Annotated in this window: 23 protein-coding genes, 2 tRNA genes and 1 rRNA gene; 8 read left to right on the top strand and 18 right to left on the bottom strand. The window is 52.7% G+C overall.

Translation table 11 applies throughout. From position 1 onward, the window contains the following. Nucleotides 1–70: 70 nt before the first annotated feature. The 3 genes from F1E05_RS02810 to F1E05_RS02800 all read right to left on the bottom strand — a co-directional run bounded on the left by F1E05_RS02810 (nucleotide 71) and on the right by F1E05_RS02800 (nucleotide 1,862). Nucleotides 71–146: transfer RNA gene (locus F1E05_RS02810), tRNA-Ala, on the bottom strand. Between the two features lie 43 nt (nucleotides 147–189). After that, nucleotides 190–266: transfer RNA gene (locus tag F1E05_RS02805), tRNA-Ile, on the bottom strand. 61 nt (nucleotides 267–327) lie between these two features. After that, a 16S ribosomal RNA gene (locus tag F1E05_RS02800) occupies nucleotides 328–1,862 on the bottom strand. 628 nt (nucleotides 1,863–2,490) lie between these two features. Here F1E05_RS02800 and F1E05_RS02795 point away from each other — a divergent pair. Then, nucleotides 2,491–2,970 (top strand): metallophosphoesterase family protein, encoded by a 480-nt coding sequence (locus F1E05_RS02795; RefSeq protein WP_150046546.1) that lies wholly within the window; start codon nucleotides 2,491–2,493, stop codon nucleotides 2,968–2,970. Here the strand turns inward: F1E05_RS02795 and F1E05_RS02790 are convergent. The 10 genes from F1E05_RS02790 to ffh all read right to left on the bottom strand — a co-directional run bounded on the left by F1E05_RS02790 (nucleotide 2,967) and on the right by ffh (nucleotide 11,475). Beyond that, entirely contained in the window at nucleotides 2,967–4,838 is a 1,872-nt protein-coding gene (locus F1E05_RS02790; RefSeq protein WP_150046544.1) for a cytochrome c peroxidase, read from the bottom strand. The two genes, F1E05_RS02795 and F1E05_RS02790, sit on opposite strands and share 4 nt — an antisense overlap. 22 nt (nucleotides 4,839–4,860) lie before the next feature. Continuing rightward, on the bottom strand, nucleotides 4,861–5,424 hold the full coding sequence (gene nudE / locus F1E05_RS02785; RefSeq protein WP_150046542.1) for an ADP compounds hydrolase NudE: 564 nt from the start codon (nucleotides 5,422–5,424) through the stop codon (nucleotides 4,861–4,863). A gap of 250 nt (nucleotides 5,425–5,674) precedes the next feature. Next, on the bottom strand, nucleotides 5,675–6,097 hold the full coding sequence (locus F1E05_RS02780; RefSeq protein WP_150046541.1) for a response regulator: 423 nt from the start codon (nucleotides 6,095–6,097) through the stop codon (nucleotides 5,675–5,677). 153 nt (nucleotides 6,098–6,250) lie between these two features. Further along, nucleotides 6,251–7,036, bottom strand: coding sequence for an acyl-ACP--UDP-N-acetylglucosamine O-acyltransferase (gene lpxA, locus F1E05_RS02775; protein WP_150046539.1), 786 nt, complete (start codon nucleotides 7,034–7,036; stop codon nucleotides 6,251–6,253). Nucleotides 7,037–7,038: 2 nt separating this feature from the next. Further along, nucleotides 7,039–7,926, bottom strand: a complete 888-nt coding sequence (gene xerD, locus F1E05_RS02770) for a site-specific tyrosine recombinase XerD (RefSeq protein WP_150046537.1) — start codon at nucleotides 7,924–7,926, stop codon at nucleotides 7,039–7,041. A 229-nt stretch (nucleotides 7,927–8,155) separates the two neighbouring features. Then, nucleotides 8,156–8,503 carry a 50S ribosomal protein L19 gene (gene rplS / locus F1E05_RS02765; protein ID WP_150046535.1) on the bottom strand — a complete coding sequence of 116 codons (348 nt, stop codon included), beginning with the start codon at nucleotides 8,501–8,503 and terminating at the stop codon, nucleotides 8,156–8,158. Next, complete coding sequence (gene trmD, locus F1E05_RS02760) at nucleotides 8,496–9,263, bottom strand: tRNA (guanosine(37)-N1)-methyltransferase TrmD (protein ID WP_150046534.1); 768 nt, start codon at nucleotides 9,261–9,263, stop codon at nucleotides 8,496–8,498. Before trmD ends, rplS begins: the two co-directional genes overlap by 8 nt. Before the next feature lie 6 nt (nucleotides 9,264–9,269). Next, entirely contained in the window at nucleotides 9,270–9,779 is a 510-nt protein-coding gene (gene rimM / locus F1E05_RS02755; protein ID WP_150046532.1) for a ribosome maturation factor RimM, read from the bottom strand. A gap of 5 nt (nucleotides 9,780–9,784) precedes the next feature. Beyond that, nucleotides 9,785–10,036 (bottom strand): 30S ribosomal protein S16, encoded by a 252-nt coding sequence (gene rpsP / locus F1E05_RS02750; protein ID WP_150046530.1) that lies wholly within the window; start codon nucleotides 10,034–10,036, stop codon nucleotides 9,785–9,787. Nucleotides 10,037–10,119: 83 nt separating this feature from the next. Further along, nucleotides 10,120–11,475: a signal recognition particle protein gene (ffh, locus tag F1E05_RS02745; RefSeq protein WP_150046528.1), complete on the bottom strand. Its 1,356-nt coding sequence runs from the start codon at nucleotides 11,473–11,475 to the stop codon at nucleotides 10,120–10,122. 120 nt (nucleotides 11,476–11,595) lie between these two features. Between ffh and F1E05_RS02740 the strand changes: the two genes are divergently transcribed. Beyond that, on the top strand, nucleotides 11,596–12,396 hold the full coding sequence (locus F1E05_RS02740; RefSeq protein WP_150046526.1) for a cytochrome C assembly family protein: 801 nt from the start codon (nucleotides 11,596–11,598) through the stop codon (nucleotides 12,394–12,396). A 10-nt stretch (nucleotides 12,397–12,406) separates the two neighbouring features. On the opposite strand, the gene F1E05_RS02735 is transcribed toward F1E05_RS02740, so the two are convergent. The 3 genes from F1E05_RS02735 to F1E05_RS02725 all read right to left on the bottom strand — a co-directional run bounded on the left by F1E05_RS02735 (nucleotide 12,407) and on the right by F1E05_RS02725 (nucleotide 16,051). After that, complete coding sequence (locus F1E05_RS02735) at nucleotides 12,407–12,607, bottom strand: hypothetical protein (protein WP_150046524.1); 201 nt, start codon at nucleotides 12,605–12,607, stop codon at nucleotides 12,407–12,409. A 63-nt stretch (nucleotides 12,608–12,670) separates the two neighbouring features. Next, nucleotides 12,671–15,175: a motility associated factor glycosyltransferase family protein gene (locus F1E05_RS02730; RefSeq protein ID WP_150046522.1), complete on the bottom strand. Its 2,505-nt coding sequence runs from the start codon at nucleotides 15,173–15,175 to the stop codon at nucleotides 12,671–12,673. A 21-nt stretch (nucleotides 15,176–15,196) separates the two neighbouring features. Further along, nucleotides 15,197–16,051, bottom strand: coding sequence for a flagellin N-terminal helical domain-containing protein (locus F1E05_RS02725; protein ID WP_190303229.1), 855 nt, complete (start codon nucleotides 16,049–16,051; stop codon nucleotides 15,197–15,199). A gap of 318 nt (nucleotides 16,052–16,369) precedes the next feature. On the opposite strand from F1E05_RS02725, the gene F1E05_RS02720 reads away from it, so the two are divergent. The 6 genes from F1E05_RS02720 (at nucleotide 16,370) to F1E05_RS02695 (ending at nucleotide 23,902) form a co-directional block, all read left to right on the top strand. Continuing rightward, nucleotides 16,370–17,077 (top strand): acylneuraminate cytidylyltransferase family protein, encoded by a 708-nt coding sequence (locus tag F1E05_RS02720; protein WP_150046520.1) that lies wholly within the window; start codon nucleotides 16,370–16,372, stop codon nucleotides 17,075–17,077. Further along, complete coding sequence (locus F1E05_RS02715; protein WP_150046519.1) at nucleotides 17,074–18,054, top strand: NAD-dependent 4,6-dehydratase LegB; 981 nt, start codon at nucleotides 17,074–17,076, stop codon at nucleotides 18,052–18,054. Before F1E05_RS02720 ends, F1E05_RS02715 begins: the two co-directional genes overlap by 4 nt. Further along, nucleotides 18,047–19,186: a LegC family aminotransferase gene (locus F1E05_RS02710; protein WP_150046517.1), complete on the top strand. Its 1,140-nt coding sequence runs from the start codon at nucleotides 18,047–18,049 to the stop codon at nucleotides 19,184–19,186. Before F1E05_RS02715 ends, F1E05_RS02710 begins: the two co-directional genes overlap by 8 nt. Next, nucleotides 19,186–20,385: a UDP-N-acetylglucosamine 2-epimerase gene (neuC, locus tag F1E05_RS02705; RefSeq protein ID WP_150046516.1), complete on the top strand. Its 1,200-nt coding sequence runs from the start codon at nucleotides 19,186–19,188 to the stop codon at nucleotides 20,383–20,385. Before F1E05_RS02710 ends, neuC begins: the two co-directional genes overlap by 1 nt. A gap of 222 nt (nucleotides 20,386–20,607) precedes the next feature. Further along, nucleotides 20,608–21,300 (top strand): hypothetical protein, encoded by a 693-nt coding sequence (locus F1E05_RS02700; RefSeq protein WP_232056756.1) that lies wholly within the window; start codon nucleotides 20,608–20,610, stop codon nucleotides 21,298–21,300. Between the two features lie 478 nt (nucleotides 21,301–21,778). Beyond that, nucleotides 21,779–23,902: a putative Ig domain-containing protein gene (locus tag F1E05_RS02695; protein WP_197737407.1), complete on the top strand. Its 2,124-nt coding sequence runs from the start codon at nucleotides 21,779–21,781 to the stop codon at nucleotides 23,900–23,902. An 84-nt stretch (nucleotides 23,903–23,986) separates the two neighbouring features. Here F1E05_RS02695 and cydX read toward each other — a convergent pair whose 3' ends face one another. Further along, the gene (gene cydX, locus F1E05_RS02690) at nucleotides 23,987–24,127 is read right to left on the bottom strand and encodes a cytochrome bd-I oxidase subunit CydX (protein ID WP_150046510.1); all 141 of its coding nucleotides are present in this window, start codon (nucleotides 24,125–24,127) and stop codon (nucleotides 23,987–23,989) included. Nucleotides 24,128–24,138: 11 nt separating this feature from the next. Next, nucleotides 24,139–25,278, bottom strand: a complete 1,140-nt coding sequence (cydB, locus tag F1E05_RS02685; RefSeq protein WP_150046508.1) for a cytochrome d ubiquinol oxidase subunit II — start codon at nucleotides 25,276–25,278, stop codon at nucleotides 24,139–24,141.

Genomic DNA, 25,278 nt, shown 5'->3' with positions numbered 1-25,278 from the left:
CAAGGTCTCTTGACCGTAAAAGCTTATAGAGTTGATGCCGGCATCTTGACTTCAGATCGACGTCACAGAATGGTGGAGCCAGGGAGGATCGAACTCCCGACCTCCTGCGTGCAAGGCAGGCGCTCTCCCAGCTGAGCTATGGCCCCGAATACGATTCACTACACGCTTATTCGTGCTTTGTGTATGCGTTGGTGGGTCTGGGAGGATTTGAACCTCCGACCTCACCCTTATCAGGGGTGCGCTCTAACCAACTGAGCTACAGACCCAGGTGTGTCGTGTGGTATCGAAATAATGTGTTGTGAGCACGTAGAGCCGTTTCTGTCTTTGTAAGGAGGTGATCCAGCCCCAGGTTCCCCTAGGGCTACCTTGTTACGACTTCACCCCAGTCATGAATCACAAAGTGGTAAGCGCCCTCCCGAAGGTTAAACTACCTACTTCTTTTGCAACCCACTCCCATGGTGTGACGGGCGGTGTGTACAAGGCCCGGGAACGTATTCACCGCAGCATTCTGATCTGCGATTACTAGCGATTCCGACTTCATGCAGTCGAGTTGCAGACTGCAATCCGGACTAAGACCGGCTTTTTGGGATTAGCTTGCTCTCGCGAGATCGCAACCCTCTGTACCGGCCATTGTAGCACGTGTGTAGCCCTACCCATAAGGGCCATGATGACTTGACGTCGTCCCCACCTTCCTCCGGTTTATCACCGGCAGTCTCCCTAGAGTTCCCGGCCGAACCGCTGGCAACTAAGGATAAGGGTTGCGCTCGTTACGGGACTTAACCCAACATCTCACGACACGAGCTGACGACAGCCATGCAGCACCTGTCTCAGAGTTCCCGAAGGCACTCCGCTATCTCTAACAGATTCTCTGGATGTCAAGGGTAGGTAAGGTTCTTCGCGTTGCATCGAATTAAACCACATGCTCCACCGCTTGTGCGGGCCCCCGTCAATTCATTTGAGTTTTAGCCTTGCGGCCGTACTCCCCAGGCGGTCAACTTAATACGTTAGCTCCACCACTAAGCACTTAAAGCGCCCAACGGTTAGTTGACATCGTTTACGGCGTGGACTACCAGGGTATCTAATCCTGTTTGCTACCCACGCTTTCGTACCTCAGCGTCAGTTTGAGTCCAGAGAGCCGCCTTCGCCACTGGTGTTCCTTCAGATCTCTACGCATTTCACCGCTACACCTGAAATTCCACTCTCCTCTACTCAACTCTAGTTTTCCAGTATCAAATGCAGTTCCCAGGTTAAGCCCAGGGCTTTCACATCTGACTTAAAAAACCGCCTACGCACGCTTTACGCCCAGTAATTCCGATTAACGCTTGCACCCTCCGTATTACCGCGGCTGCTGGCACGGAGTTAGCCGGTGCTTCTTGTATGGGTAATGTCAGTCTACCGGGTATTAACCGATAGGTATTCCTTCCCATTGAAAGTGCTTTACAACCCTCAGGCCTTCTTCACACACGCGGTATTGCTGGATCAGGCTTGCGCCCATTGTCCAATATTCCCCACTGCTGCCTCCCGTAGGAGTCTGGGCCGTGTCTCAGTCCCAGTGTGGCTGATCATCCTCTCAGACCAGCTACGGATCGTCGCCTTGGTAGGCCTTTACCCTACCAACTAGCTAATCCGACATAGGCTCATCTATTAGCGCAAGGCCAAAAGGTCCCCTGCTTTCATCCGTAGATCGTATGCGGTATTAGCGTGAGTTTCCCCACGTTATCCCCCACTAATAGGCAGATTCCTATGCATTACTCACCCGTCCGCCACTCATCAAAGGTGCAAGCACCTTATCAGCGTTCGACTTGCATGTGTTAAGCATACCGCCAGCGTTCAATCTGAGCCATGATCAAACTCTTCAGTTTAAATCTAAAGCGATACTAAGAAAGATTAGTATCCAATCTTGACTCGACTACAGAACGTGCATTACATTAATTGACGTGGTCTGTATGTCGACTATTTCTTAACAGAAATTCGTCGCCCTACATGCCCACACACATTATTTCGATTTTCTTGTTAAAGAGCCGGCGGCTTAGCGCCCCGTTGAGCCTGTGCATTCTACAGCATTTCACAGACTTGTCAAACTTATTTTTTCCACCTTCCCGAGCTTCGCACACCCTGCGCAATCCCCTCACATCCCTACAATCTTCCACTCTCTCGAAAGGAGCCGACTATTCTAACTCAAACATATTTTATGTCAAGATAAATTTACGACCATTGGCCTTTATTCCTTATATACCAGCCAGCGTAAACGGTATGCCGATGGCACAGCCAGAATCCAAATGAGCTGAACGCCTTATCTTTTAAAGATGATCTAGGCAACCGGGCGACTAAGTTCGACCGATCCGGCAGCAAAACCTGACCGGCACCGTCATTTAACGCAAAGACATCATCTGAATAACCCCGGAATTCTTATCGCAGCATAATATCAGGCCAACCTCGTTGACTGCCCCCCTATAGCAAACTAACAGACAGCTTAAAGGAAATCACATAATGCCCTACCGCATCGGCATCATATCCGACACCCACGGCTTGCTGCGACCGGAAGCGCTGGCGGCGTTACAGGGCTGCGAACGGATTTTACATGCCGGCGATATCGGCAAACCTGAGGTGCTGCAACAGCTGGGCGAATTGGCGCCGGTCACGGCGGTGCGAGGCAATAACGATAAGGGCTGCTGGGCTAAGGAGTTACCGCTCAGCATCAACCTTACAGTAGGGCAAGTCGGCATTTACCTGATCCACGATCTGGCCGAACTCACCATCGACCCGGCGTCAACCGGAATAAACATCGTCGTTTCCGGCCATTCGCACAAGCCGGCGATAATCGAGCGAAGCGGCGTGTCGTATCTGAACCCCGGCAGCGCCGGGCCTCGCCGCTTTAAGTTGCCGGCAACCGTGGCTGAGCTGACGATCAACGCCAACTCGCTGGACATGCGGATAGTCAAATTAGCAATGAACCCCAAGAAAAGCTAATTGCCTACCGGCGCAGCAAACGCATCGGAAACCAGCGCGCCAACATTGCTGCCAGTCAAAGCCATCAGGAATGCTACCAAATCCGCTACTTCCGCATCGCTCAAGCCTAGAGGCTTGATGAGCGGCGATAAGTTTTCGTTGGGTTGGCCGCCTCGATTATAAAACTGCACCACGTCAGCCAAGGTCGACAACGAACCATTGTGCATATACGGCGCGCTTAAAGCCACGTTGCGCAGCGTAGGCGTCTTATAAGCCCAGCGGTCGGTCGGATTTTGGCTGACTTCGTAGTAACCCAGGTCGTTGGCTTTACCGGTATTCAAACCTTGCAAATTCTCGCTGTCGACATCGACGAACACGCCAGGTGCCAGCTGAAGCCGTTGCTTGCCGACTTCTTTAAGCATTACGTCGGCGTAGCCTATGCCGGTATTATGGCGCAGTTGATCAGTAAATAGTGCGCTGTGTTTCTGTATAGCATGGCAACTGCTGCAACCAGCTTTACCGGTAAACAACCTAAAACCGCGTAGCGCGGGCGGGGACAATGCCGATTTATCCTTGCCGAAATACCAACGGTCGAAAGGCGAATCGGCGGAATTCAGCGTAGCTTGATAACTGGCTAGGGCTTTACCTACCGTTTCCATGCTAGGTCCTTGTTTAAAGGCTTTTTCGAACCAGCCTTTATAATCCGGACTATCTTTCAGCTTGTCGATCAGATAACCGATAGACGGATTAGCCATTTCGTTATACGCTAAAAGCGGTCCCCATACTTGCTGCTCCAGACGGTTTTCCCTACCGTCATGAAACAACAACCGGGCGTAAGCAACGTTGTACAGCGACGGCGTATTGCGACGCACGCTACGGCCTTCGATGCCGACTGCGGTGGCCATTTCATTGCTGCTGAAACCTTGCTCAGGCACATGGCACATGGCGCAAGAAAAAGTATTATTCAGCGACAAACGTCTATCGAAAAATAATTTTCTGCCTAACGCGATCGTGGCGTTATCGATCAATTCAGTATAAGCCACCGGTAATTTAGGCAATCCTAAAGGCGGTTTGCGAGCGAAATCTATCAATTTGGCAGGCAACCCTCGGCGCTGCGCCAAAGCCAGCGAGTGAGTACGGTAATCGCTATCTTGGTAATGTTGCCTGTCGTCGCCGGCCCGGTACAAGACCTCCGAACTGCTGTTATTTTCGCCGGTGGCTCTAGACTCGACAGTCAACAGTGTTTCGACGTCGTTGATGACGGTATCGGCGTGCAAAAAGTCGGTGCTGTAAATATTGCGGATATCTTTGTTTTTATCGATTAAATAGACCCTAAGCAAATGCGAATAGGTGCCGGTGAATTTGCCGTCCGCATCGTAAATTTTCTGCAGATTTTGCCGATAGGCTTGCAAAACCGGCTTCAGAGTTTGCTCATCACGAGCGGTTAGGAACTGCCAATCGAAATCACCGGTTTTAAAGCCTTCGCCGTAACGGCGCATCGTTTCCGGCGTATCGTGTTGCGGATTGAAGCTCAAGGTCAGCAAACGCAACTGCTTAGCCAGTTCCGGCCGTTTTTGCAATTGCCGGCTGATTTTATGCAAGACCTGGGTGGCCAACGGGCAACCGTTCACGTCACTACAGCTGGCGTAAATAAAGCTAAGCAACACCAGTTTGTCACCCATTAAATCGTATAAGCGCACGGACTTAGCCTCGCTGGTCAACACCTCACCATCGGCGGCGGGCTCGATGACCGGTAAGCGATAACTCCCCGGAGTCGCCGGCATGTAGCTCAACGCGGTATATCCGGGCGCCAATACGTTTTCCGGTTGCACCGCAGCAATTGACTGGGTACTTAGCGCCAGCAGCACGACAAGAACAAGCGATTTCATAGCGTAACCAAGGTAGTGTTGACTACCCGTTTGACTGGCGGTTGCGTAAAAATTCCGCGGTTAAATAGAGGGCGGCGATGGATCTGGCCTCACTGCATTCGCCGCTAGCCATTAAGGCATCGATTTTGTTGATATTCCAAGGCACTACTTCCAGCTCTTCCGGCTCGTCGCCGTCCAACTTCTGCGGAAACAATTGTTCGGCGACAATGATATCGATCATGTGCTCCAAGTAAGCAGGCGCCAACGAAACGGTATGTAAATGGTGCAGTTTATTTGCAGCGTAACCGACTTCTTCTTGCAATTCACGGTTGGCGGCGGCGAATCGGTCTTCGCCGGCATCGATTTTACCTTTTGGCAAACCCAGCTCATATCGATGCAAACCGGCGGCGTATTCTCTCACCAACAATACGGTATCCGTGCTAAGCATTGGAACGATAAGCACCGCGCCGTTACCGCCGCTCCTAGCCAATCTTTCGTAACGTCGGGTCTGCCCGCTACCAAACTCGAGCTCCAAGGCTTCTATCCGGAACTGACGAGTTTCGGCAATCACGGCCTGCGAATGGATGATCGGCATTTTTTTGGTCATGGCTTTCAGCGACTGGATCGACAACTAAGCTGCAATCCTAGCAGAAGCAGCACAGAATTGACTGCCGCATCAAAAAACCCTGATAAAAACGCTAGACAGGGAACAACTCGAGATTAACGGTGCATATTATGCTTGTCATCAAGGCCCGCGATTTAGGAAAATACAAATGGCAAATTTGGACATGCCGATAAGAAAGACCACACAGTTACTCGCAGCTAGACCGTGTACTGCGGAGGGTCAAGGAAAAAAGTCAGACGGCTTGCGTTTCTGCAGTCATCATCCGGATGGCATCCAACAAACGCGACACCAATTTGCGGCTCACCCATGCTTCGCCACGCATCAATACATCAACCAACTTCGGGAGATAGAGCGGCAACTGGTACAGGTCCAGATAACCCTTTGCCCCAACCAACAAACACTGCACGACGCTCTCATCACTCAAACTCTGCCCGACGACTACGATGCTTGCGTTCGGAGCACTATCCTGCAGCATTTGCAAATAATCCGGAGTCTCCATGCCGCGCAGGGCGTGATTCACCAATATCAAGGCCGGCTGCATCGATTCGACGACATGCAAGGCTTTAACCTCGTCGGTACAACATTCGGCTTCATACCCGGCGGCTAGACAACAATCCGCCATGGCCGTACTTTGATCAACAGTAATGATTTTCATGAATTAAGCGACTATCCAAGCAACGACTGATTAAACCGGACCTTTGTGAAAAATTACAATAATCGCCGAACCGCAGGCGAAACCGGCGAGGGAGAATCAAACCACATCACTTGATAAATATCTACTGGCCTGGAAGGTAGTAGCACTTATTCGCTACTCGTGATTCTTGTCGCCAAGCTCCACAAATCCATGCATGCCTCGTTTAGATTCAGCCTGTAACCAAGCTTTCAAGTATTGTAGTTCTTCGGTAGATTGCAAGCCGTCCAAACTGCTTTTATTTCTAAGCAAGCGGAAGGCTTTAGAGAGTATTCGGCTCCGCTCGCCGATAATGCCCGCCCGTCTTAATCCGACGGTATTCAAGCGATAATGCTTCGCCGGCCGGCCACCCACCAAGGTGTAAGGAATGACGTCCATATTAATCCCGGTCGTACCCTGCACAATCGCGTAAGAGCCGATTCTGCAGAATTGATGCACAACTACAGCGCCCCCCATGAACACATTGCGCCCCACCTGTACGTGACCGCCTATCGCCACATTGTTTGCAAAAACAGTAGCATCGCCGACCGCGCAATCATGAGCCACGTGACTGTTATTCATAAAATAGCAGCCGGAGCCGATTTTAGTGGCGCCTCCCGGCTTAGTCGCGCGATGAGCGGTAAACCCTTCGCGAAACACGTTGTTGTCGCCGGCCTCCAGCCAAGTATCGGTCGAAGGATCGAAACCGAGATCCTGAGGCAAGCCGCCCAATACGGCGTGAGGATGCAATACGTTACCGCTACCCATTCTGACGCGGCCGTGCACCACGGCATGCGCGCCTATATGGCTGTCGGCACCGACGACAGCCCCGGATTCAACCACCGCAAAAGGGCCTACCCGCACATTGTCGCCTAATACCGCACCTGGCTCTACGTACGCTGTGGGATGAATGAGTTCGGTCATGTTTATCCTCTGGGATGAAATTTTGTATGTAATTCCTTGAGTCGATGCAAGGCTACGTGAGTATAAATTTGCGTGCTAGACAAATCCGCATGCCCTAACAACAATTGCACGACCCGCAAATCGGCGCCGTGATTCAATAGATGGGTCGCGAACGCATGCCGTAGCGTATGCGGCGACAAATCTTTTCCGATTCCGGCTTGCTCGGCATAGCGTTTGATAATATGCCAAAATGCTTGACGTGTCATACCACCCCCTCGCGCCGTGACGAAGAGCGCATCGCTTTGCCGGGTACCTAAGATCGCTTTGCGCGGCCCGGCCAAGTAACGTTCCAGCCATTCCATCGCTTCTTCGCCGGCCGGCACCAGCCGTTCTTTATCGCCTTTACCGCTAATCCTGACACAACCTTGGCGAAAATTGACCTGCTGGAAGCTAATGGTGACTAATTCCGAAACCCGCAAACCGGTCGCATACAGCAATTCCAACATTGCCCGATCTCGAAAACCCAAATTGCTACTGATTTCCGGCGCTTGCAGCAGCAACTCGACCTCGGCCTCAGACAAGGAGCCGGGAAGCAAACGACTGAGACGGGGCGCGGCAATTAACTGAGTAGGATCGCTGACTATACTATTCTCACGCAATAAATAAGCATAAAAACGGCGCAGACTGGATAGCATGCGCGCTGCCGAGCGGTCACTTTGTCCTTGCCGCTGACGTTCCGACAGAAATTCAGAAATATCCCCAGGGACGACTTCGTACAACGCTTTAGCTTTCAACCAATTATCGAAGAGCGTTAAATCGCTGCCATAAGCCGCTTGAGTATTTTCGCTAAGGCCGAATTCCAACCATAACGCGCTTAAAAATGCTTCGATGATCTGCGCAGATCCGCTCATGTTTCAGCCAACTCGAGATTTGGAAAAGACGCGAACCTAGACATTGTTCGCCTTGAACACTCGTTCGGAGTTTTTGCTGCGACGCCTGATTCCACCCGCCGGCATTTCAGCTTTCGGTAGCAACGTAACGAACAAGCTTGCGCCCAGTCCATAGCTTATAAGCATAAAAAAGGCAGCTTTCGCTGCCTTTTCGAAATACTGCTGTGTCAACAACAGTTGAAAAATTGTCTTAAGACAATTTTTCCTTGATACGCGCCGCTTTACCGGTCAAATCGCGCAAATAGTACAATTTGGCACGACGAACATCGCCGCGGCGCTTAACCTCGATACCACCCACGGTAGGACTGTGGGTTTGGAATACCCTTTCGACGCCGACGCCATGGGAAATTTTTCTCACGGTGAAAGCGGAATTCAATCCGCGGTTACGTTTGGCAATCACAATGCCTTCGAATGCCTGCAATCTTTCGCGGTTACCTTCTTTTACCCGAACTTGCACAACGACGGTATCGCCGGGCCCGAATTCAGGCAGATCTTGCTTCATCTGCGCCGTTTCTAATTCTTGAATAATTTTACTCATTACCACACCCTAAATGTTCAATTTCAAATTTAAATTCAGTCAGCAAAGCCAGCTGCTCTGCAGTCAGTTCCAATTTTTCCAGCAACTCCGGCCGTCGTTGCCACGTGCGCCCCAAGGACTGCTTCATACGCCATCGATTAATTTGCGCGTGATTCCCACTCAGCAACACCTCGGGCACCTTGCCTAATTCGCTGGCTTCAGGCCTGGTGAAATGAGGGCAATCCAACAAACCGTTATAATGAGAGTCCTGCCTGGCTGATTCTTCATCGCCCAACACCCCCGGCAGCAGGCGACTCACCGCATCGATAACGATCAGAGCCGCTAATTCTCCACCGCTGATCACGTAATCACCTAAGGACCATTCTTCATCGCAACAATGGTCTAAAAACCGCTCGTCGATTCCTTCGTAACGCCCTGCTACCAGAATTAATTGATCGAAACCGCAAGCATCCAGCAACAAGCCCTGAGTAATGGGCAGTCCCTGCGGACTCAAATACACAACCTTTCGCTTAACCTCACCTTTAGAGTAGCCGGCTTTCGCCGCGGCTACCGCCTCCATCAAAGGCTGGTATTTCATAACCATGCCCGGACCGCCCCCATAGGGCCGGTCGTCGACCGTCTGGTATTTGTCGTAGGTGTAATCGCGTGGATTCCAAACCGACAAACCAATTAAGCCGGATTCGATTGCTTTACCGGTTACACCATATCCGGCAGCACCCCGAACCATGTCCGGAAATATACTGATCACATCGAAGCGCATGACGGTTCAAAAATCGGGATCCCAATCGACCAGCATAGAGCCGGCTGACAAATCGATATTCAACACCGTATGCTGTTGAATAAACGGAATTAAACGTTCCACTTCAGCATCCAATACCACCAACACGTCGTTTGCACCGGTCTCGAGCAAATGATCTACCCGGCCCAAATATACACCTTGAGTATTCGTCACATTTAGGCCGACTAAATCCGACCAGTAATATTCGCCCGGTTTGGGCTTAGGTAACTGGCGCTTCAATATCAATATTTCGGCACCGATCCACGCCAATGCAGCATCTCGATCGGATAAACCATCCAGTCTTGCTACGACGTTCCCACCGTGCAATTGTCCGCTTAATACCTCAACTTGCTCGACCTGCTGATTTTTCCGCAAATACCAAGGTGAATATTTCAGAATATTTTCCCGCGGCTCGGTATGCGAAAAAACTTTCACATATCCCTTAATTCCGAAGACGCCGGAAATCGTGCCGGCGTGCAAATATTCGCTATCCAGCAAGCTAATTAAGCGGCAACTTTACGAGCGTCTTTGATCAATTTTGCAACGCGATCAGAAGGCTGGGCGCCGTTCGCTTGCCAATAGGCAACGCGTTCGACGTCCAAGACTAAACGCTGCTCGCCGCCACGCGCCAAGGGATTAAAAAAACCCAATCGCTCGATGTAACGACCGTCGCGACTACTTCTGCTATCGGTAACGACTACGTGATAAAAAGGACGATTTTTTGCGCCCCCTCTGGACAAACGAATGCTTACCATTTACTTACCTTCAAGTATTGAAACAGGATTTAATCGGATTATTTTACGCGATTTTTTTCAGAAGTGAAGCATAAATCGTTCCTTCACATGCGCATACCGCGCATATTGCCCTTTAAACCGCGCATCATGTTGGCAATATTGCCCTTGCTGAATTTCTTCATCATCTTTTCCATCATTTGATGCTGCTTGAGTACGCGGTTAACGGCCTGCAAATCCAACCCGCAACCTTTGGCGATACGCTCCTTGCGACTGCCTTTAATCAGCTCAGGAAATTTGCGTTCTTGCAGCGTCATGGAGTTGATGACCGCAATTTGTCTGGCCAGATCTTTGTCGTTGACTTTTTCCTTAACTTCCTTGGGTACGTTGTTCATGCCGGGCAATTTATCCATCATGGCACCTATACCGCCCATGCTCTGCATTTGCTCCAATTGCTCTTTCAAATCGTTCAAATCGAAGCTTTTGCCTTTTTGAATCTTCTTCGCCAGCTGTTCAGCTTTCTTTTTATCGACTTTACTTTCTATGTCCTCGATCAAGGACAACATGTCACCCATGCCTAAAATCCGGGAAGCCAGACGATCCGGATAAAACGGCTCCAAGGCATCGGTTTTCTCACCCATGCCGATAAACTTAATCGGCTTGCCGGTAATGTGCCGGATGGATAATGCCGCACCGCCCCGCGCATCACCGTCGGCCTTGGTCAATACGACGCCGGTCAACGGCAAGGCATCGTGAAATGCCTTTGCAGTATTGGCAGCATCCTGACCGGTCATGCTATCCACGACAAACAGGGTTTCGATAGGATTGATGGCTGCATGCAAAACCTTGATTTCGTCCATCATCTCCGCATCTATGTGCAAGCGCCCGGCTGTATCGACGATCAACACATCGATAAATTGGCGTTTGGCCGCATCCAAAGCCCGGTTGACTATGTCTATAGGATTTTCGGACGCTTCGCTTTCGAAAAAACGCAAACCGACCTCGTTCGCCAACGTTTCCAACTGCTTGATCGCAGCCGGCCGGTACACGTCCACACTGACGACCCCGACTTTTTTCTTTTTCTTTTCCTTTAAATGCCGGCCCAACTTAGCAACGGTCGTGGTCTTACCGGCACCTTGCAAGCCCGCCATCAACACTACCGCCGGCGGCTGAGTACGCAAACTCAATTCTTCGTTGGCGGAACCCATCACTTTAATCAGTTCCGCCTGCACGATCTTGATCATCGCCTGCCCAGGAGACAGGCTAGTTTGTACTTCCTGGCCCAACGCGCGTTCCGTGACTTGTTCGATAAACTCGGTCACGACCGGTAGCGCCACGTCGGCTTCCAACAAAGCCATACGCACTTCGCGCATCGTGTCTTTGATGTTTGCTTCGGTCAATCGACCTTGGCCTTTTAATTTTTTTAATGTGCCGCTTAGGCGATCGGTTAAGTTATCAAACATATCTGCGTCTTCATAAAACTGATAAAGGGCCCGGCTAGTGCTAACGCGGAGTTAGAACAATCCGACCGCATAGTTTAACATAAGCCTTTGGCAACGCTTTTCGATTTCCCGAAAACCCATATGAGCAGCATAGTCATCGGCATTTCGTCGATTATCGGTTATTTGATAGCCTCGTCTTCGACTATCGGCGAGCTGATCAGCCGCCGCGAAAACCACAAAATGTCCGGCCGATTCGCCTGGCTCGGCGCGGTTTTACACGCCCTGTATCTAATCGGATTATTTCAACAACAAAATGGCTTCAATTTTGGATTTTTCAACGCAGCCGTGCTGGTTGCGTTTTTCATTGTGCTGATACTGCAAATTGCGGCTTTCGATAAGCCTGTTGAAAAATTAGGCATCGCCGTATTTCCTATCGCGGCACTCGCCTTGGGTTTGGATATGGCATTCCCACCGCAAAGCCACCATTTCGCGGCGCAAAATTGGCGGATGAGCTTGCATATTTTGTCGTCCATCGTAGCCTTCAGCTTGCTGAATATCGCTGCGCTACAAGCCATCTTGCTGGCGATTCAAGATCAACAGCTGCGCAGCCACAAACCCAAGCGCATGATTATGGCCCTGCCCCCCTTGCAGGCCATGGAAACCCTGTTGTTTCAGATGATCGCTTCCGGACTGTTTTTTCTGACGGCCTCGTTAACTACCGGCTTCCTGTTTATCGAAGATGTGTTTGCTCAACATCTCGTGCATAAAACCGTGTTGTCCATCATCGCTTGGATTATCTTTTCCGGGTTGTTGGCGGGACGGGTACGTTATGGATGGCGGGGTAGCACCGCCATCCAGTGGACGTTGATCGGATTTGTCTTGTTATTGCTGGCCTATTTCGGCAGCAAAATGGTGTTGGAACTGATTCTGAAAAAGCCTTGAACAGCGCGCATCAAGCGTGCACATCAATACCGCCGGCCGGCGCCACATTGCCTGCATTCTCGATCAACTTAACCGCCGCCTCGCCTTGCATTTGCTGCACGTCTTGGGCCTTTTTTACCATTGTGACTTCTAAAGTTTGCTTGGCGCCGGCTTCTTTCATCAAAGCCGTCATTAACCCCGGCGCACTGCCACCCGATACTGAATCGACCATAATCGCCTCCATAAAGCGTGATAACGTCGCAGCCTTTATCGGCCGGCAAACGCAAAGCTTTAACTATCCGGCTTGTTTAAGCGCTTGCAATTGCCGCTGCAAATTACCGACAACCTCCAAACCCGGCTTATTTTTCAAAAGGTAGTCCAGCATCAGCTCCGCTCCGTCGTACAAACGGCATTCCATATACAACGTTGCCAATTTGATCTGTACCGGCGTATCGTCCGGAAATTGACGGATATAATCGTTATAGGCATCGATAGCCCCTATCACATCGTCGTGTAACCGGCGAATTTCCGCATAATGCGGCAAATAAATCGGGTTGAGACCGGACAAACAGCGTAAAGCCAAATCGGAGGTAGCGGCGTCTTCCTTATCGATAGCGATAGCGGCAATCCGACTCAACGCTTCCTCCAGCAACAACTCTCCGGCATCGACTATTTTTTGGTAAGCCTCAAGCGCCTCATCGGCATTCGCTTGCAATTCGGCCAAGTAAGCGGTGATCAACCAGCGGTAAACCTCGACCGACGACGCTTGTTCGTGTTTATTCAAAGCGGACTGTAAATCCTGCAATTCCGCCATTTTTTGATGCTTGAACAACAGCGCCGCACGCTGCTTTACCGTGGCCAAATTGCTATAGCTCTTGGCCCTAGCAAAATGCCGGGTCTGTTTGTTTTCAATGACTTGTTCGAATTCGCTAAGCAGCTCCGCGGCAGCCTGCCGGTCCTGAGCCGACAAGACTTGGGTTACGAAAGGCGTACACCAACGCCGAATCCGGCCGAAACTTCGCTCTTGCCGATAGTGTTCGCACAACCATCGAAGATCCGGCACTTGCACTAACTCGGCCTCCCTGACCGCTATGCGCCGTAGCGATTGATCCAGCAATTGCGCGAGTTTATTAGCGCCCTCCAAATAGGCGTCGTAATATACGTTGCCCAAGCGCTTGGCTTCCTCCGCACTCCACTCCTCGTCGACGAAGGGTTTGGCTAATTTGATGAATCGGCGAATGCCGAAACGCTTGACCAGCTTGCTGAACTGCCGGTATTCGCGCTTGAACTTTTTCTCTATCCTGTCCAAATTTTGTTTGTCTTTGTAATGGACAATCACGCCGGACACATCGTACATCTGATCGTTAATCCGCCGGGCGTTTTCCGCCAGCTTGGCGATAGCCTGAATTTGAAATTGCGCGCGTTTGAGCTCTTGTTTCGCCGCGCGAAAGTAATGGTCGTCGTCTTCCACGCCGGACAATCCGGCAGCCACCATACTCGGCGCATCTACCGGCTCGCCCGGCAAAACGATGGCGGACAGGGGTAAAAAGTCCACATGTTCGACCTTTGCCGCAGCGCCGGACGCGTTGATCAGCCGGCAACCTAATCCCGTCAAACGCTTGGCTTGCACACTCAACGAACGGATGGCCTGAGCAAAGTCGCAGCTGGTAGGCGCCAAAAAACCGGCGTTGGTTTCGACTTGCAAGGACGTCAAATTGAATCGCGGTCCCGCCAGCTGTTCGTCGCTGCCTTTCGCATGCGTAAAGCCTTCTCGGGTAAAACACAAATCCACCCCGGCCAGCACGATTTGCCGAGCCCCCATGTCGTAAGCGACATTCAAAGCGGTATTGGTCACGGTCGGCCCGGCACTGCCCAAGTTCGCTACGTTCAACGGCGAAGACCAAGGGAAACGCTCGCCTAAATAAAACACATTGCCCAGCCACTGACTCAACAACGAGGGGACGGTATGATAGGAACAAATGAAAGTCACTTTGTCACTGAACCTCAGCATTTCTTTGCTAATGTCGAAGCTCAGTTCGGTAGGGTCTACCGAAAAAACGAAATCGGGCTCGATTTCAGCGGCAAGCAATTGCCGCGCTATACGCGACACGGCAAACACTACCAAACGCCGGCGATTGGCCTTTACCCAAGGCAGCGCTTCGTCTAGCGACGGTCCGCCGGCAAGCACCGCGACGGTCTGGTGTTTGAACAGGTTTTTTAGCAAAATCGCCGGACGCCGGTTATCGGCAACGTTGTCCAGCTGGCGGGTAATGAAGGCTTCCATACCCAACTCAACGCTGTTTTGCCAATGCAATTGCGACAGCGTCTCGGTTAAATGCCAACTCAGTTCGGCATATTTCAAGATGAAATCATCCTGGGCGCAAACGGCGTTGAAGGAACGGACGGCCTCTATGTAGAAATAATCGGTAATTTTGAAGCGGGCGATGGCGTCGCCCCAATGCGCCAAGTCCACGCAGACGATGCGCTCGTCCAAATCCGCCAACATACCGTGGCTTTGCAGCGCAGACAGCACCTCGTCCGGCTCGACGAAAATATAACGCGCCCCTTTGGGTACGCCCCGGTTCTGCACGTAACGCGGCAACAAACCGGAATCGGTACCGACGATGATATTGAGCGAATCTTCCTTGAACAGCGTTTCCGAAAACTTGGCATCGAACAAGGCTTCGGCCCCGGTTCGATCGAAGGCATGCCGGTTCAGGTTGAAAAAAAAACGCTCTCCGAACCGATTAACGCTAACTGGCCCTAAGCCCTGGTCTTCAATCCAATTGTTTTCATCCATCGCATACCTACTTTCCGAAGCTTACCGCAACAGTTGCAGCACGCCTTGAGTCACTTGATTCGCTTGCGCCAGCATTGCCGTTCCCGCTTGTTGCAAAATTTGCGCTTTACTGAGGTTCGCCGTTTCCACCGCAAAATCCGCGTCGATAATCCTGGAGCGCGCAGCGCTTTGGTTTTCGATCGAAGATTGCAAGTTGGCAATAGTAGTCACGAAGCGATTTTGTATCGCCCCCAGTTTAGACCTAAAAATATCGACCCGCTCGACGGCTACGTCTATCCGGCTGATGGCCGAACGCACCCTAATCGAGGTAGCATTGGAACCGATACTGTAACTGTTTCCGAACAACACGTTCAAGCCGCTGATCGAAAGCAAATTACTGACCGTAACCGACACTTGGTTATCGGTACCGGCATTCGCGCCGACTTGAAAATTTGCACCTTTCAAACTGCCTGCCAAGATTTTTTTGCCGTTGAATTCGGTATTTTGAATAATCCGCTTCAATTCCTGGCCGAGTTGTTTGAATTCGGTTTGCAATTTCTGCCGGTCGCTGGAACTGACCGCCGCCGTGTTAGCCGCTTGCACCGCAAGATCGCGCATGCGTTGCAAGGTATCGGTAATATTGCCCATGCCGGCCTCGGCGTTTTGCGCCATCGAGATACCGTCGTTGGCGTTGCGCATCGCGACCGTCATGCCGCGAATCTGCGAGGTCATCCTGTCGGCTATGGCCAAACCGGCCGCGTCGTCTTTAGCGCTATTCACTCTCAAACCGGACGACAACCGTTCCATCGAAGTTTGCAGACCGTCGTTGGTCCGGCTCAAAAACTTCTGGCTTGTCAGCGAAGCGATGTTGGTATTTATGACCATTGATGATGGCATGATCGTTCTCCTGCAAATTCTTAAATGGATCAGGCATGATTGCCGTTACCCAATGAATTCACTTTCCGTGCCAAACTAATAAAACTTATTTTTAATTCAGTCTATTACATGAAAAACATGTCAATAATGCGCCAAAATTTCCGCACCTTATCATTCGATGGGCTGCGAAATTTTGCCGCCCCAAGCGTAAACTTGCCGCTCAATAGCCCGGCGCTGCCATTTTTTTGACGAACCCGCAACGACTGACCTATCGTTACACGCCAATAGCGGCCGTTACCGAACTAAATCACTAACCCAGACCCATAGCTTTCGCCCCCAATGCGTCCAGACATTCGGCTCTTAATCATCGTACCCGCCCGTAGCGGCTCCAAAGGCATAGCGGATAAAAACGTCAAGCCATTGGCCGGCAAACCGTTGCTGCAATGGACGGCAGAGGCCGTGTTGGCCGGCGATTTGTCCGACACCTTGGCAATCCTGTCTACCGACAGTAGCGATTATGCCGAATTAGGTCGGCGGCTCGGCTTACGAGTCCCCTATCTCAGGCCGGCGCAACACGCCGGAGACGACGCATCGGCTATGCAAGTCATACGACATGCCTTGGAATGGTTTGACTCCGAACACGGCTACTTACCCGAGCTTACCATGTGGCTACAGCCCACTTCGCCGTTTCGTCCGCCGTCTATACTTCGCCAAGCGGTCGAATTAGTCGACGCCGTCGGTGCGGATTCGGTAATCGGCTGCAAGGAAATCCACCGCGATTTAACCACGCTATTTCGCCGGGAACAGGGCTTCCTGCAGGCATTAGACACACGACGCCCCACTCAGACCAGCCGGCAGCAAAGCTCACCGCTACTAACCCCGAACGGCGCCATGTATTTGTGCAAATCCGCCTATTTAACGGAACACGGCTCGTTTTATCCGCCGCGCGCCGCGCCGCTGATCATGAACGCCGTGCAAAGCTTGGATATCGATACGGCCGAAGATTGGGCCATCGCAGAGGCTTACGTTAAGCAAGGTTTGGTATGAAAAAGGTATTAGTGACCGGCGCCGACGGCTTCATCGGCTCGCATTTAACCGAGATGTTGGCGGCCAAAGGTTATAGGGTGCGCGCCTTGGCGCACTACAATTCATTCAACAACTGGGGCTGGCTGGACGACACGACGTGTAAAAACGATATCGAAATCGTCTGCGGCGACGTGCGCGATGCGCACTTTTGCCGAGTAATCTGCCGGGATGTCGACACTGTTTTCCATCTGGCCGCGCTGATTGCCATTCCTTATTCCTACCAAGCACCGGACAGCTACGTCGATACCAACATCCGCGGCACCTTAAACCTGTGCCAAGCCGCACGCGACGCCGGAATAGCCCGTTTGGTGCATACCTCGACCTCGGAAGTGTACGGCAGCGCGCAATACGTACCGATAGACGAAAAACACCCGTTGCAACCGCAATCGCCTTACAGCGCCTCTAAAATCGGCGCCGACGCGATGGCCATGAGTTTTTTCCACGCCTTCGGCTTGCCGGTCACCGTCGCCCGGCCGTTCAATACCTACGGGCCGAGACAATCGGCGCGCGCCGTCATTCCTACCATCATCACCCAGATAGCCGCCGGCAAAAAGCAGATCCACCTCGGCGACCTTACCCCGACCCGCGATTTCAACTACGTGGAAGATACCTGCCGGGGATTTATTGCCGTGGCCGAATCCGCGCAAACCGTAGGCGAGATCGTCAACATCGGCTCCAATTTCGAAATTTCGATCGGCGACACGCTGAATCTGATCAAACACCTCATGCAAAGCGACGTGGAGTTCCTCACCGACCAGCAACGCTTGCGTCCCGCCGCCTCGGAAGTAAACCGCTTATGTTGCGACAACCGTAAAATCAATGCCTTAACCGGTTTTATTCCACAAGTCGGCTTAGAACAAGGCTTGAACCGCACCATCGCCTGGTTCTGCGACCCGGATAATCTGCGCAAGTACAAAACGGACATTTACAATGTTTGAAAGCTTTGTCCGGCTGGTCCGGGAAATTTACCATAGCGATCAGTTCATACCCTTGCACGCGCCTCACTTCGCCGGCAACGAAAAACGTTATTTAGATAAGGTCATCGATAGCACTTTCGTCTCCAGCGTCGGCCCTTACGTCGGCGAGTTCGAACAACAAATTGCCACGTACTGCGGTAGCTCGCATGCCATCGCCACGGTTAACGGCACCGCGGCTTTGCATATCGCCTTATTGCTGGCCGGCGTGCGGCCCGGCGACGAGGTGCTGACCCAAGCCGTCACGTTTGTCGCCACCTGCAATGCCATACACTATTGCGGCGCAGAACCGGTCTTTCTCGATATCGCAGCCGAGACCTTGGGTTTATCCGCCGCCTCGCTCGACGATTTTTTGGCGCAGTACGCCGAACGCCGCGCAGGCGGCATCTACAACCGACGGAGCGGCCGGCGTATCGCCGCCTGTTTACCGATGCATAGCCTCGGCCATCCGTGCGAGATGCCGGCGTTAACCGAGATTTGCCGGGAATACGACTTACCTATGGTAGAAGACGCGGCCGAAGCGCTGGGCAGCCGGCTGCAAGGCCGCCACTGTGGCACCTTCGGCTTGCTGGGCGTGTTGAGTTTTAACGGTAACAAGATCATTACCACCGGCGGCGGCGGCATGATTTTGACCGACGACGCCGAATTGGCCGCCAAAGCCAAGCACTTGACTACTACCGCCAAACTGCCGCATCCCTGGAAGTTCGAACACGATCAAATAGGCTACAACTACCGCATGCCGAATCTGAACGCCGCGCTGGGTCTGGCGCAACTGGAGCAATTGCCGCACTTCATCGCCGCCAAGCGCACGCTCGCCGCCCGCTATGCGGCATGGGCAGCCGAAACCGGCGCGACTTTTTTCCCGGAACCCGCCGGAGCCAGCGCCAACTATTGGCTAAACGCCTTGCTGCTGAACGACTTGGCGCAACGCGACGCATTTTTGACATACACCAATGCACGCGATGTGATGACCCGCCCGTTGTGGGAACTGATGTCCGACCTACCCATGTTTCGTCATTGCCAAACCGACGGCTTGGCCAACTCGCGTCGGCTGTCGGCACGTCTGGTCAATATACCGAGCAGCGTGGCAAGCTAATGGCCATTCCGCGCAAACTCTGCGTCATCACCGGCTCCCGCGCCGAGTACGGCCTGCTTTATTGGCTATTGCGGGAAATAGTGAACGACCCGGATTTGCAACTGCAACTGGTCGCCACCGGCATGCACTTGTCGCCGGAATTCGGATTGACCTGGCAGCAAATTGCCGCCGACGGTTTTCCCATCAACCGCAAAGTGGAAATGCTGCTGTCGTCCGATACCCCGGTCGGTATCGCCAAAGCGCTAGGTTTGGGCGTGATCGGCTTTGCCGATGCCTTGGCCGATTTACAACCGGACATGCTGGTCGTGCTGGGCGACCGCTTCGAAATTTTTGCAGCCGCACAAGCCGCTCTAAATTTGCGCATCCCCATTGCCCACATCCACGGCGGCGAACTCACGGAAGGCGCAGTGGACGATGCGATCCGCCACTCCTTGACCAAACTGTCGCATCTACACTTCACTGCCGCCGAAGCCTACCGGCAGCGGGTGATACAGCTCGGCGAACAACCCGAGCGGGTATTCAACGTCGGCGCCCTCGGCTTGGATAACATCCGCCGGCTGAGGCTACTGAGCCGGCGCGAATTGGAGCAAAGCCTGGATTTCAAGCTGGGCGAGCGCAACTTATTGGTCACTTTCCACCCGACCACCCTAGAATGCGACAGCGCCGGCGAACAGTTCGCGCAGTTGCTGGAGGCCTTGGATCGTTTCGAAGACGCGCATATCGTGTTCACTCACAGCAACGCCGACGCCGACGGACGCGTGATCGGCAAAATGATAAACACTTACCGCGAACACCATCCGCAGCGGGTGACGGCCTTCGTCTCGCTGGGGTCTCTGCGCTATTTGTCACTGCTGCGCGAAGTCGACGCCGTAGTCGGCAATTCCTCCAGCGGCCTGTTGGAAGCGCCCGCCCTGCAAACACCGACCGTGAACATCGGCGAGCGCCAGCGCGGCCGCTTATGCGCGGCCAGCGTGATCAACTGCCCCCCGCAAGCCGACGCCATCGCCGGCGCACTACGGCACGTCTACTCCGAAACCCGGTCTTGGAATTCGGAAATTCCCCATCCCTACGGAAACGGCGATAGCGCTGTACAAATCAAACGGATTCTTAAAGACACTCCGCTCGAGTCCATTCTAATGAAACGCTTTTTCGACCTTCCGCCAAGCGCGCTACAAAAACAGGAGGCGCCAGTTTGTTAAACGGCGTGTAAGTTTTTCAGTAGTCGGCAATGCGAACGCAAAAATCAAAATCCTGTTAGGCCGATTGAACTTTTAAGCCGGTAACGGGAATTCACTGCAGAGTATCTCTGCATACCGATCAGGTGTGGAAATACTCGTTTTCCGGCTTGTCCGGCCGGCCCAGATGACGTCACGCTCCGCCGGCTTTAAAAATACTGTCTCAGGAGGATTTCGATGAAAACTATGAAAACAATTTTTTCGCAAGTTGTATGGTTTACGCTCTGGATGTGCCCGTTGCTGTTTGCATCCGAGTCTACGCGGGCCGCCACCGTGAACGACCCGTTAGGGGATTACGTTGCCGGCTATATCGGTAGCACCCTCGGAGATTTGGACGTTGCCGCGGCTTCGGTTAGCTACGATCCGAATACCGACGTATTTCGTTTCGAAGCTAGTTTTGCGGCAGCGGTCGGTAGCTCTGCAGGCGGCATTTATGTACTAGGTTTCGATCGCGGTGCCGGTACGGCACGGTTTGCTGGGAATGGTTTGTCCGATATCGTATTCGATTCGGTCGTGGTGTTGACCGGTAGCGCAAGCGGTACGGTAACAGTCCTGACCCCGGCAACGGCGTCTACCTCTTTAGCCGCGGGTACGGTAGTTATCGACGGCAATCAGTTGACGGCGACTATCGACGGTTCACTATTGCCTAGCCAAGGTTTGGATAAAACCGCTTACACGTGGAATTTATGGCCGCGCGACAGTAGTTTACCGGCCGGTTTCGGACAAATATCCGATTTCGCTCCCGATACTACCAATGCGGCAGTGCAGGTGGTACCGCTACCCGGCGCCCTGTACTTGTTTGCGGCCGGCTTGGGTGTCCTGTTGCGTAGGGCAGGTCGTACCGATTTGAACGCCGAACGCGTCAGCGCAGTTAGTTGATTGACCATGCGGAGGTGCGGCCGGCTTAGCCGGTCGCACCTTTTTGTTTTTACTATGAAAGTCATGGCAGGAGCGACGCATAGCCGCGATTCGTAAGGCCATCATCGCGACTATGCGTCGCTCCTACCAAACTACCTTCCATTTGCCTGGGCGATTGCCGTTTTGCGTAATACCCGGTTGCAGCCGATTTTCTTGAAAGACCTTCTCCCTGATGTCAGGGCGGCATACCATAAAGACCGGAAAAAAAATATGACTATTGGGTAGTTTGTGAATTACTTCTCGGCTGATATGCTGTGCGCGTAGTCGGCTTAGCTTGGCTGGTATGGTCGCAAATCGACTAAAGCATCTGATTCCATAAGGAAAATTCGTCGCCGAGTTTAAGTAAACATACGTCATTCATTTCAAATGCCATAGATGAATGACTTAGTTTTACTTCATTTAGAAGCTCATGGCGAATTGTGTTGATTGGGAGGGGAATATGAAATCCGTAACAAATGCGCTGGCGTGCATATTGAGTCTTACCGTTTCGGGAATGGCTGTGGCGTCGGACGATCCTTTAATGGACAAACTGAATAGCGTCGGTCCAGGCCAATGGGTCAAGTTGAACACAAACAGTTTTCAATCGGTATGGCCGGCTACGGCGTTGATTCCGTGGCCGCCCAATACGGTTTCCGGGTCGCCGAAAAAGGTATTGCAAGCCTGGAGTTCTATGGCTTGGGACAGCAACCGGCGGGCGATGATTTTCTGGGGCGGCGGACACGCCAACTATGCCGGCAACGAGGTGTATCTGTGGCGGGCGGACGATTTGATGTGGGCGCGCGGCTCGTTGCCTAGCGATGTTAGGCTGGTACCAGGCACTACGACGGTGTTCGAAGCTGTGGACGGAGTAGAAAATGCCCCCACCAGTTCGCATACCTACGACAACAACGTGTTTGCCCCCGTGGCGGATAGATTCGTCAATTTTGGCGGAGCCGCTTTCAATACCGGTTGGCGCTTCGAAAAAGATTATCCGGCCAGAACGCCGACCGGTCCTTATTTTTGGAATCCGGACTTGGCCGACCCGAATAAAGTGGGCGGCACCACGGGCTCAAACGTCATCAGTGCGGCTTATCCCAGCATCGAGGGCGGCAACATGTGGCAAAACCGCGACAACGCGCCCATAGCCTCATTTGTCGAAGGCGCTTCCGCCTATAGAGAAGAAGGCGGCAAGGACGTCATCTACATCCAAAGCTTTACCACGAGTTCCGGTTTGTTCCGATACACGATTAACGACCCTGCCGACCCGGCGCAAGATACTTGGAGTCTGATCGGCATCAAAAATCTTTACGTCAGCGGTCAAGGCGCGGCCGGATTGGATTTGGAAAACAATCTGTTCGTAAGGGCCGGCGGGACCGGATTCACCCTTTGGGAACTGGATAAAGCCTCTCCGACCAATAAAAGCCAAAAACCCCAAGTGGTTTATAACACCCCGGGCATGGCAAAAATTGCGACTTATGGAATGGACTACGACACCGCGCGGAAAAAGTTCTTCTTATGGAACGGTTATGGCGATGTCTGGTCCGCCAGCATCACCAGCCCGTCGCGGGTAACCCTGGACAAAGTGCCGGTCGGCAATTCGGTCGGAGCCCCGAGCTATGGCCCGGGAACGGGTATCCTCGGCAAATGGAAATATATCGATCAATACGACATATTTATTGGCGTGCATAACGAAAACGCCGGTGAAGTTTGGGCTTACAAACCCGATCACTGGATATTCGACGGTCCGACTTTGATGACGAATAGTTTGAGCAACGGCGCCCGCAGCTTGGCCTATTCTCAAGCGCTGGAAACGATAGGCTACGGTAATTTAACTTTTGCATTGGCAGGCGGTGCGCTTCCCGACGGCTTATCGCTGAATACCGAGACCGGGGTAATTTCCGGTATCCCGACAGCGGCGGGCGGCTCGACGTTTACGGTGAGCGCAACAGACCAAAACGGCTTATCAACCAGCAAAGACTACACCCTGAACATCCTGGAACCCGGCACGTCGGACGTATTGCTGGCCGAGCCGTTTGACGGCAGTTGGGGTTTGGTCGATTGGACGGTAGTGAACGAAGGCACCTATTTAGCGCCGTCGATTTGGACGATAGAAAACGGCGAGTTGCTGCAAAAAAGCGATATTTATTCCACGCCGACTACAGCTACCGCCTTGGATAAAAAAGGCACCTTCCTGCGCTATGGCCCGGGTTCGAGTTGGACCAACTATCAAGCCAGTTTCACCATGCGTTCCGGAGACGACGACGACATAGGCGTGATGTTCCGTTATAAAGACGCGAATAATTACTACCGGTTTTCCTGGGATAAGGAACGAGCGTATAGACGCTTGATCAAAAAGGTCGGCGGCGTAGTCACGGTGCTGCAAGCCGACGCAGTCCCATACGTACAAGGCCGGACTTATCAGATGAAAGCGGTTGCTAACGGAAGTACTTTGGAAGTCTGGATAGACGGTAAAAAGGTATTCAGCGTCGTGGATACCGCGCATGCCTTCGGCTCTATCGCCTTTTACACCTGGTACAACAAACCCAGCGCCTTCGATAATTTGTTAGTCGAAGGTATCAACTGATTCTGCGTTTATCTGCGACTTAGTCTTGCCTGGTAAAGTGCCGACAGGTAGCGCCGAGAGGCCTACCTGCCGGTTACTGCTGGTTCAGTCGGATTTATGCAGGGTGTCACAAGATTGATCGATACCGTGGGTATCGATGTCACACACCGATTCCAGCCACATCGCATTAATGATGCCGAATGCCGCGGCAAAGCCGACACCAAGTATCCAAGTAAAGTACCACATCGCTTGTCTCCTCAATAAAGTGTATGGCTGTCTTCTAAAACAGTGGATTCGGTCACGCTGCCCCAGATGATTTTGTAAACCCAGCGGGTATAAAGCAGCACGATGGGCAGAAATATCACGGTAATCCAGAAGGCCAGAGACAGCGTGGCGTAGCTGGAACTGGCGTCCCACAGCGTCAGGCTGGAGCCGGGATCGGTGCTGGAGATCAGCAGAAACGGAAACAAACCGAAACCCACGGTCAAGGCGATGCCGGTTATGCCCAAACTGCTGGCCCAAAATGCGGCCATGCGCGATCGACCTTTGCCGAGTAACCAGGCCAGGCTAAACCCGCCGAAGCCGGCAAGCGGCGCCAGTAACATCCAAGGATGCCCGGTAAAATGCGCCCACCAGCCGGTACCGTTTGCGATCACAGTTTTATGCAGCGGGTTGGATGGCGCGGCGGTACCGGCCATGGCGGTCAGCTCCGGGCGATCGATGCCGGCGAAGGTCCAAAAAGTGATGACGGCCAGCACGGCGAGCAGAGCGGGACCCAAGATTGAGATAGCCTTGATCGAGCGGGCATGGACCACGCCTTCGCTCCGCCACTTTAAAAACAGCGCGCCGTGAAAGCTGGTTAACAGCACGCCACCGACGCCGCACAGCAACGCGAACGGGCTTAACAAACCCCAAAACGAGCCGTCGTAAAAAGCCCGCAAATCCCGGTCTAAGTGGAACGGCAAGCCTAGAAGCAAGTTACCGACCAATACGCCTAACAGCAACGGCGGCAGCGTGCCGCCGAGAAACAGCGCCCAATCCCAGGCGCTGCGCCAGCGGGTATCTTCCAGTTTGCTGCGGTAATCGAAGCCGACCGGGCGAAAAAATAGCGAAAACAAGACCAGCAGCATGGCGACATACAGGCCGGAGAACAAGGTGGCATAGACCGGAGGCCAGATCGCGAAAATGGCGCCGCCCAGCAGAATCAGCCACACCTGGTTCCCTTCCCAGGTCGCGCCGACCGTGTTGAGGATGATGCGCCGTTCCAGGTCGGTTTTGCCGACGAAGGGCAACAAGGTGCCGGTGCCGAAATCGAAGCCTTCGGTAATCGCAAAGGCGATGCCGACGATGCCGATGAATAACCACCAGATCAAACGTAGCGTTTCGTAATCGAACAT

The organism is Methylomonas rhizoryzae, from assembly GCF_008632455.1.
GTDB classification, from domain to species: Bacteria; Pseudomonadota; Gammaproteobacteria; order Methylococcales; family Methylomonadaceae; genus Methylomonas; species Methylomonas rhizoryzae.
The sequence above is the reverse complement of the archived record's forward strand: the minus strand, read 5'-3'. Positions and strand labels throughout refer to the sequence as shown.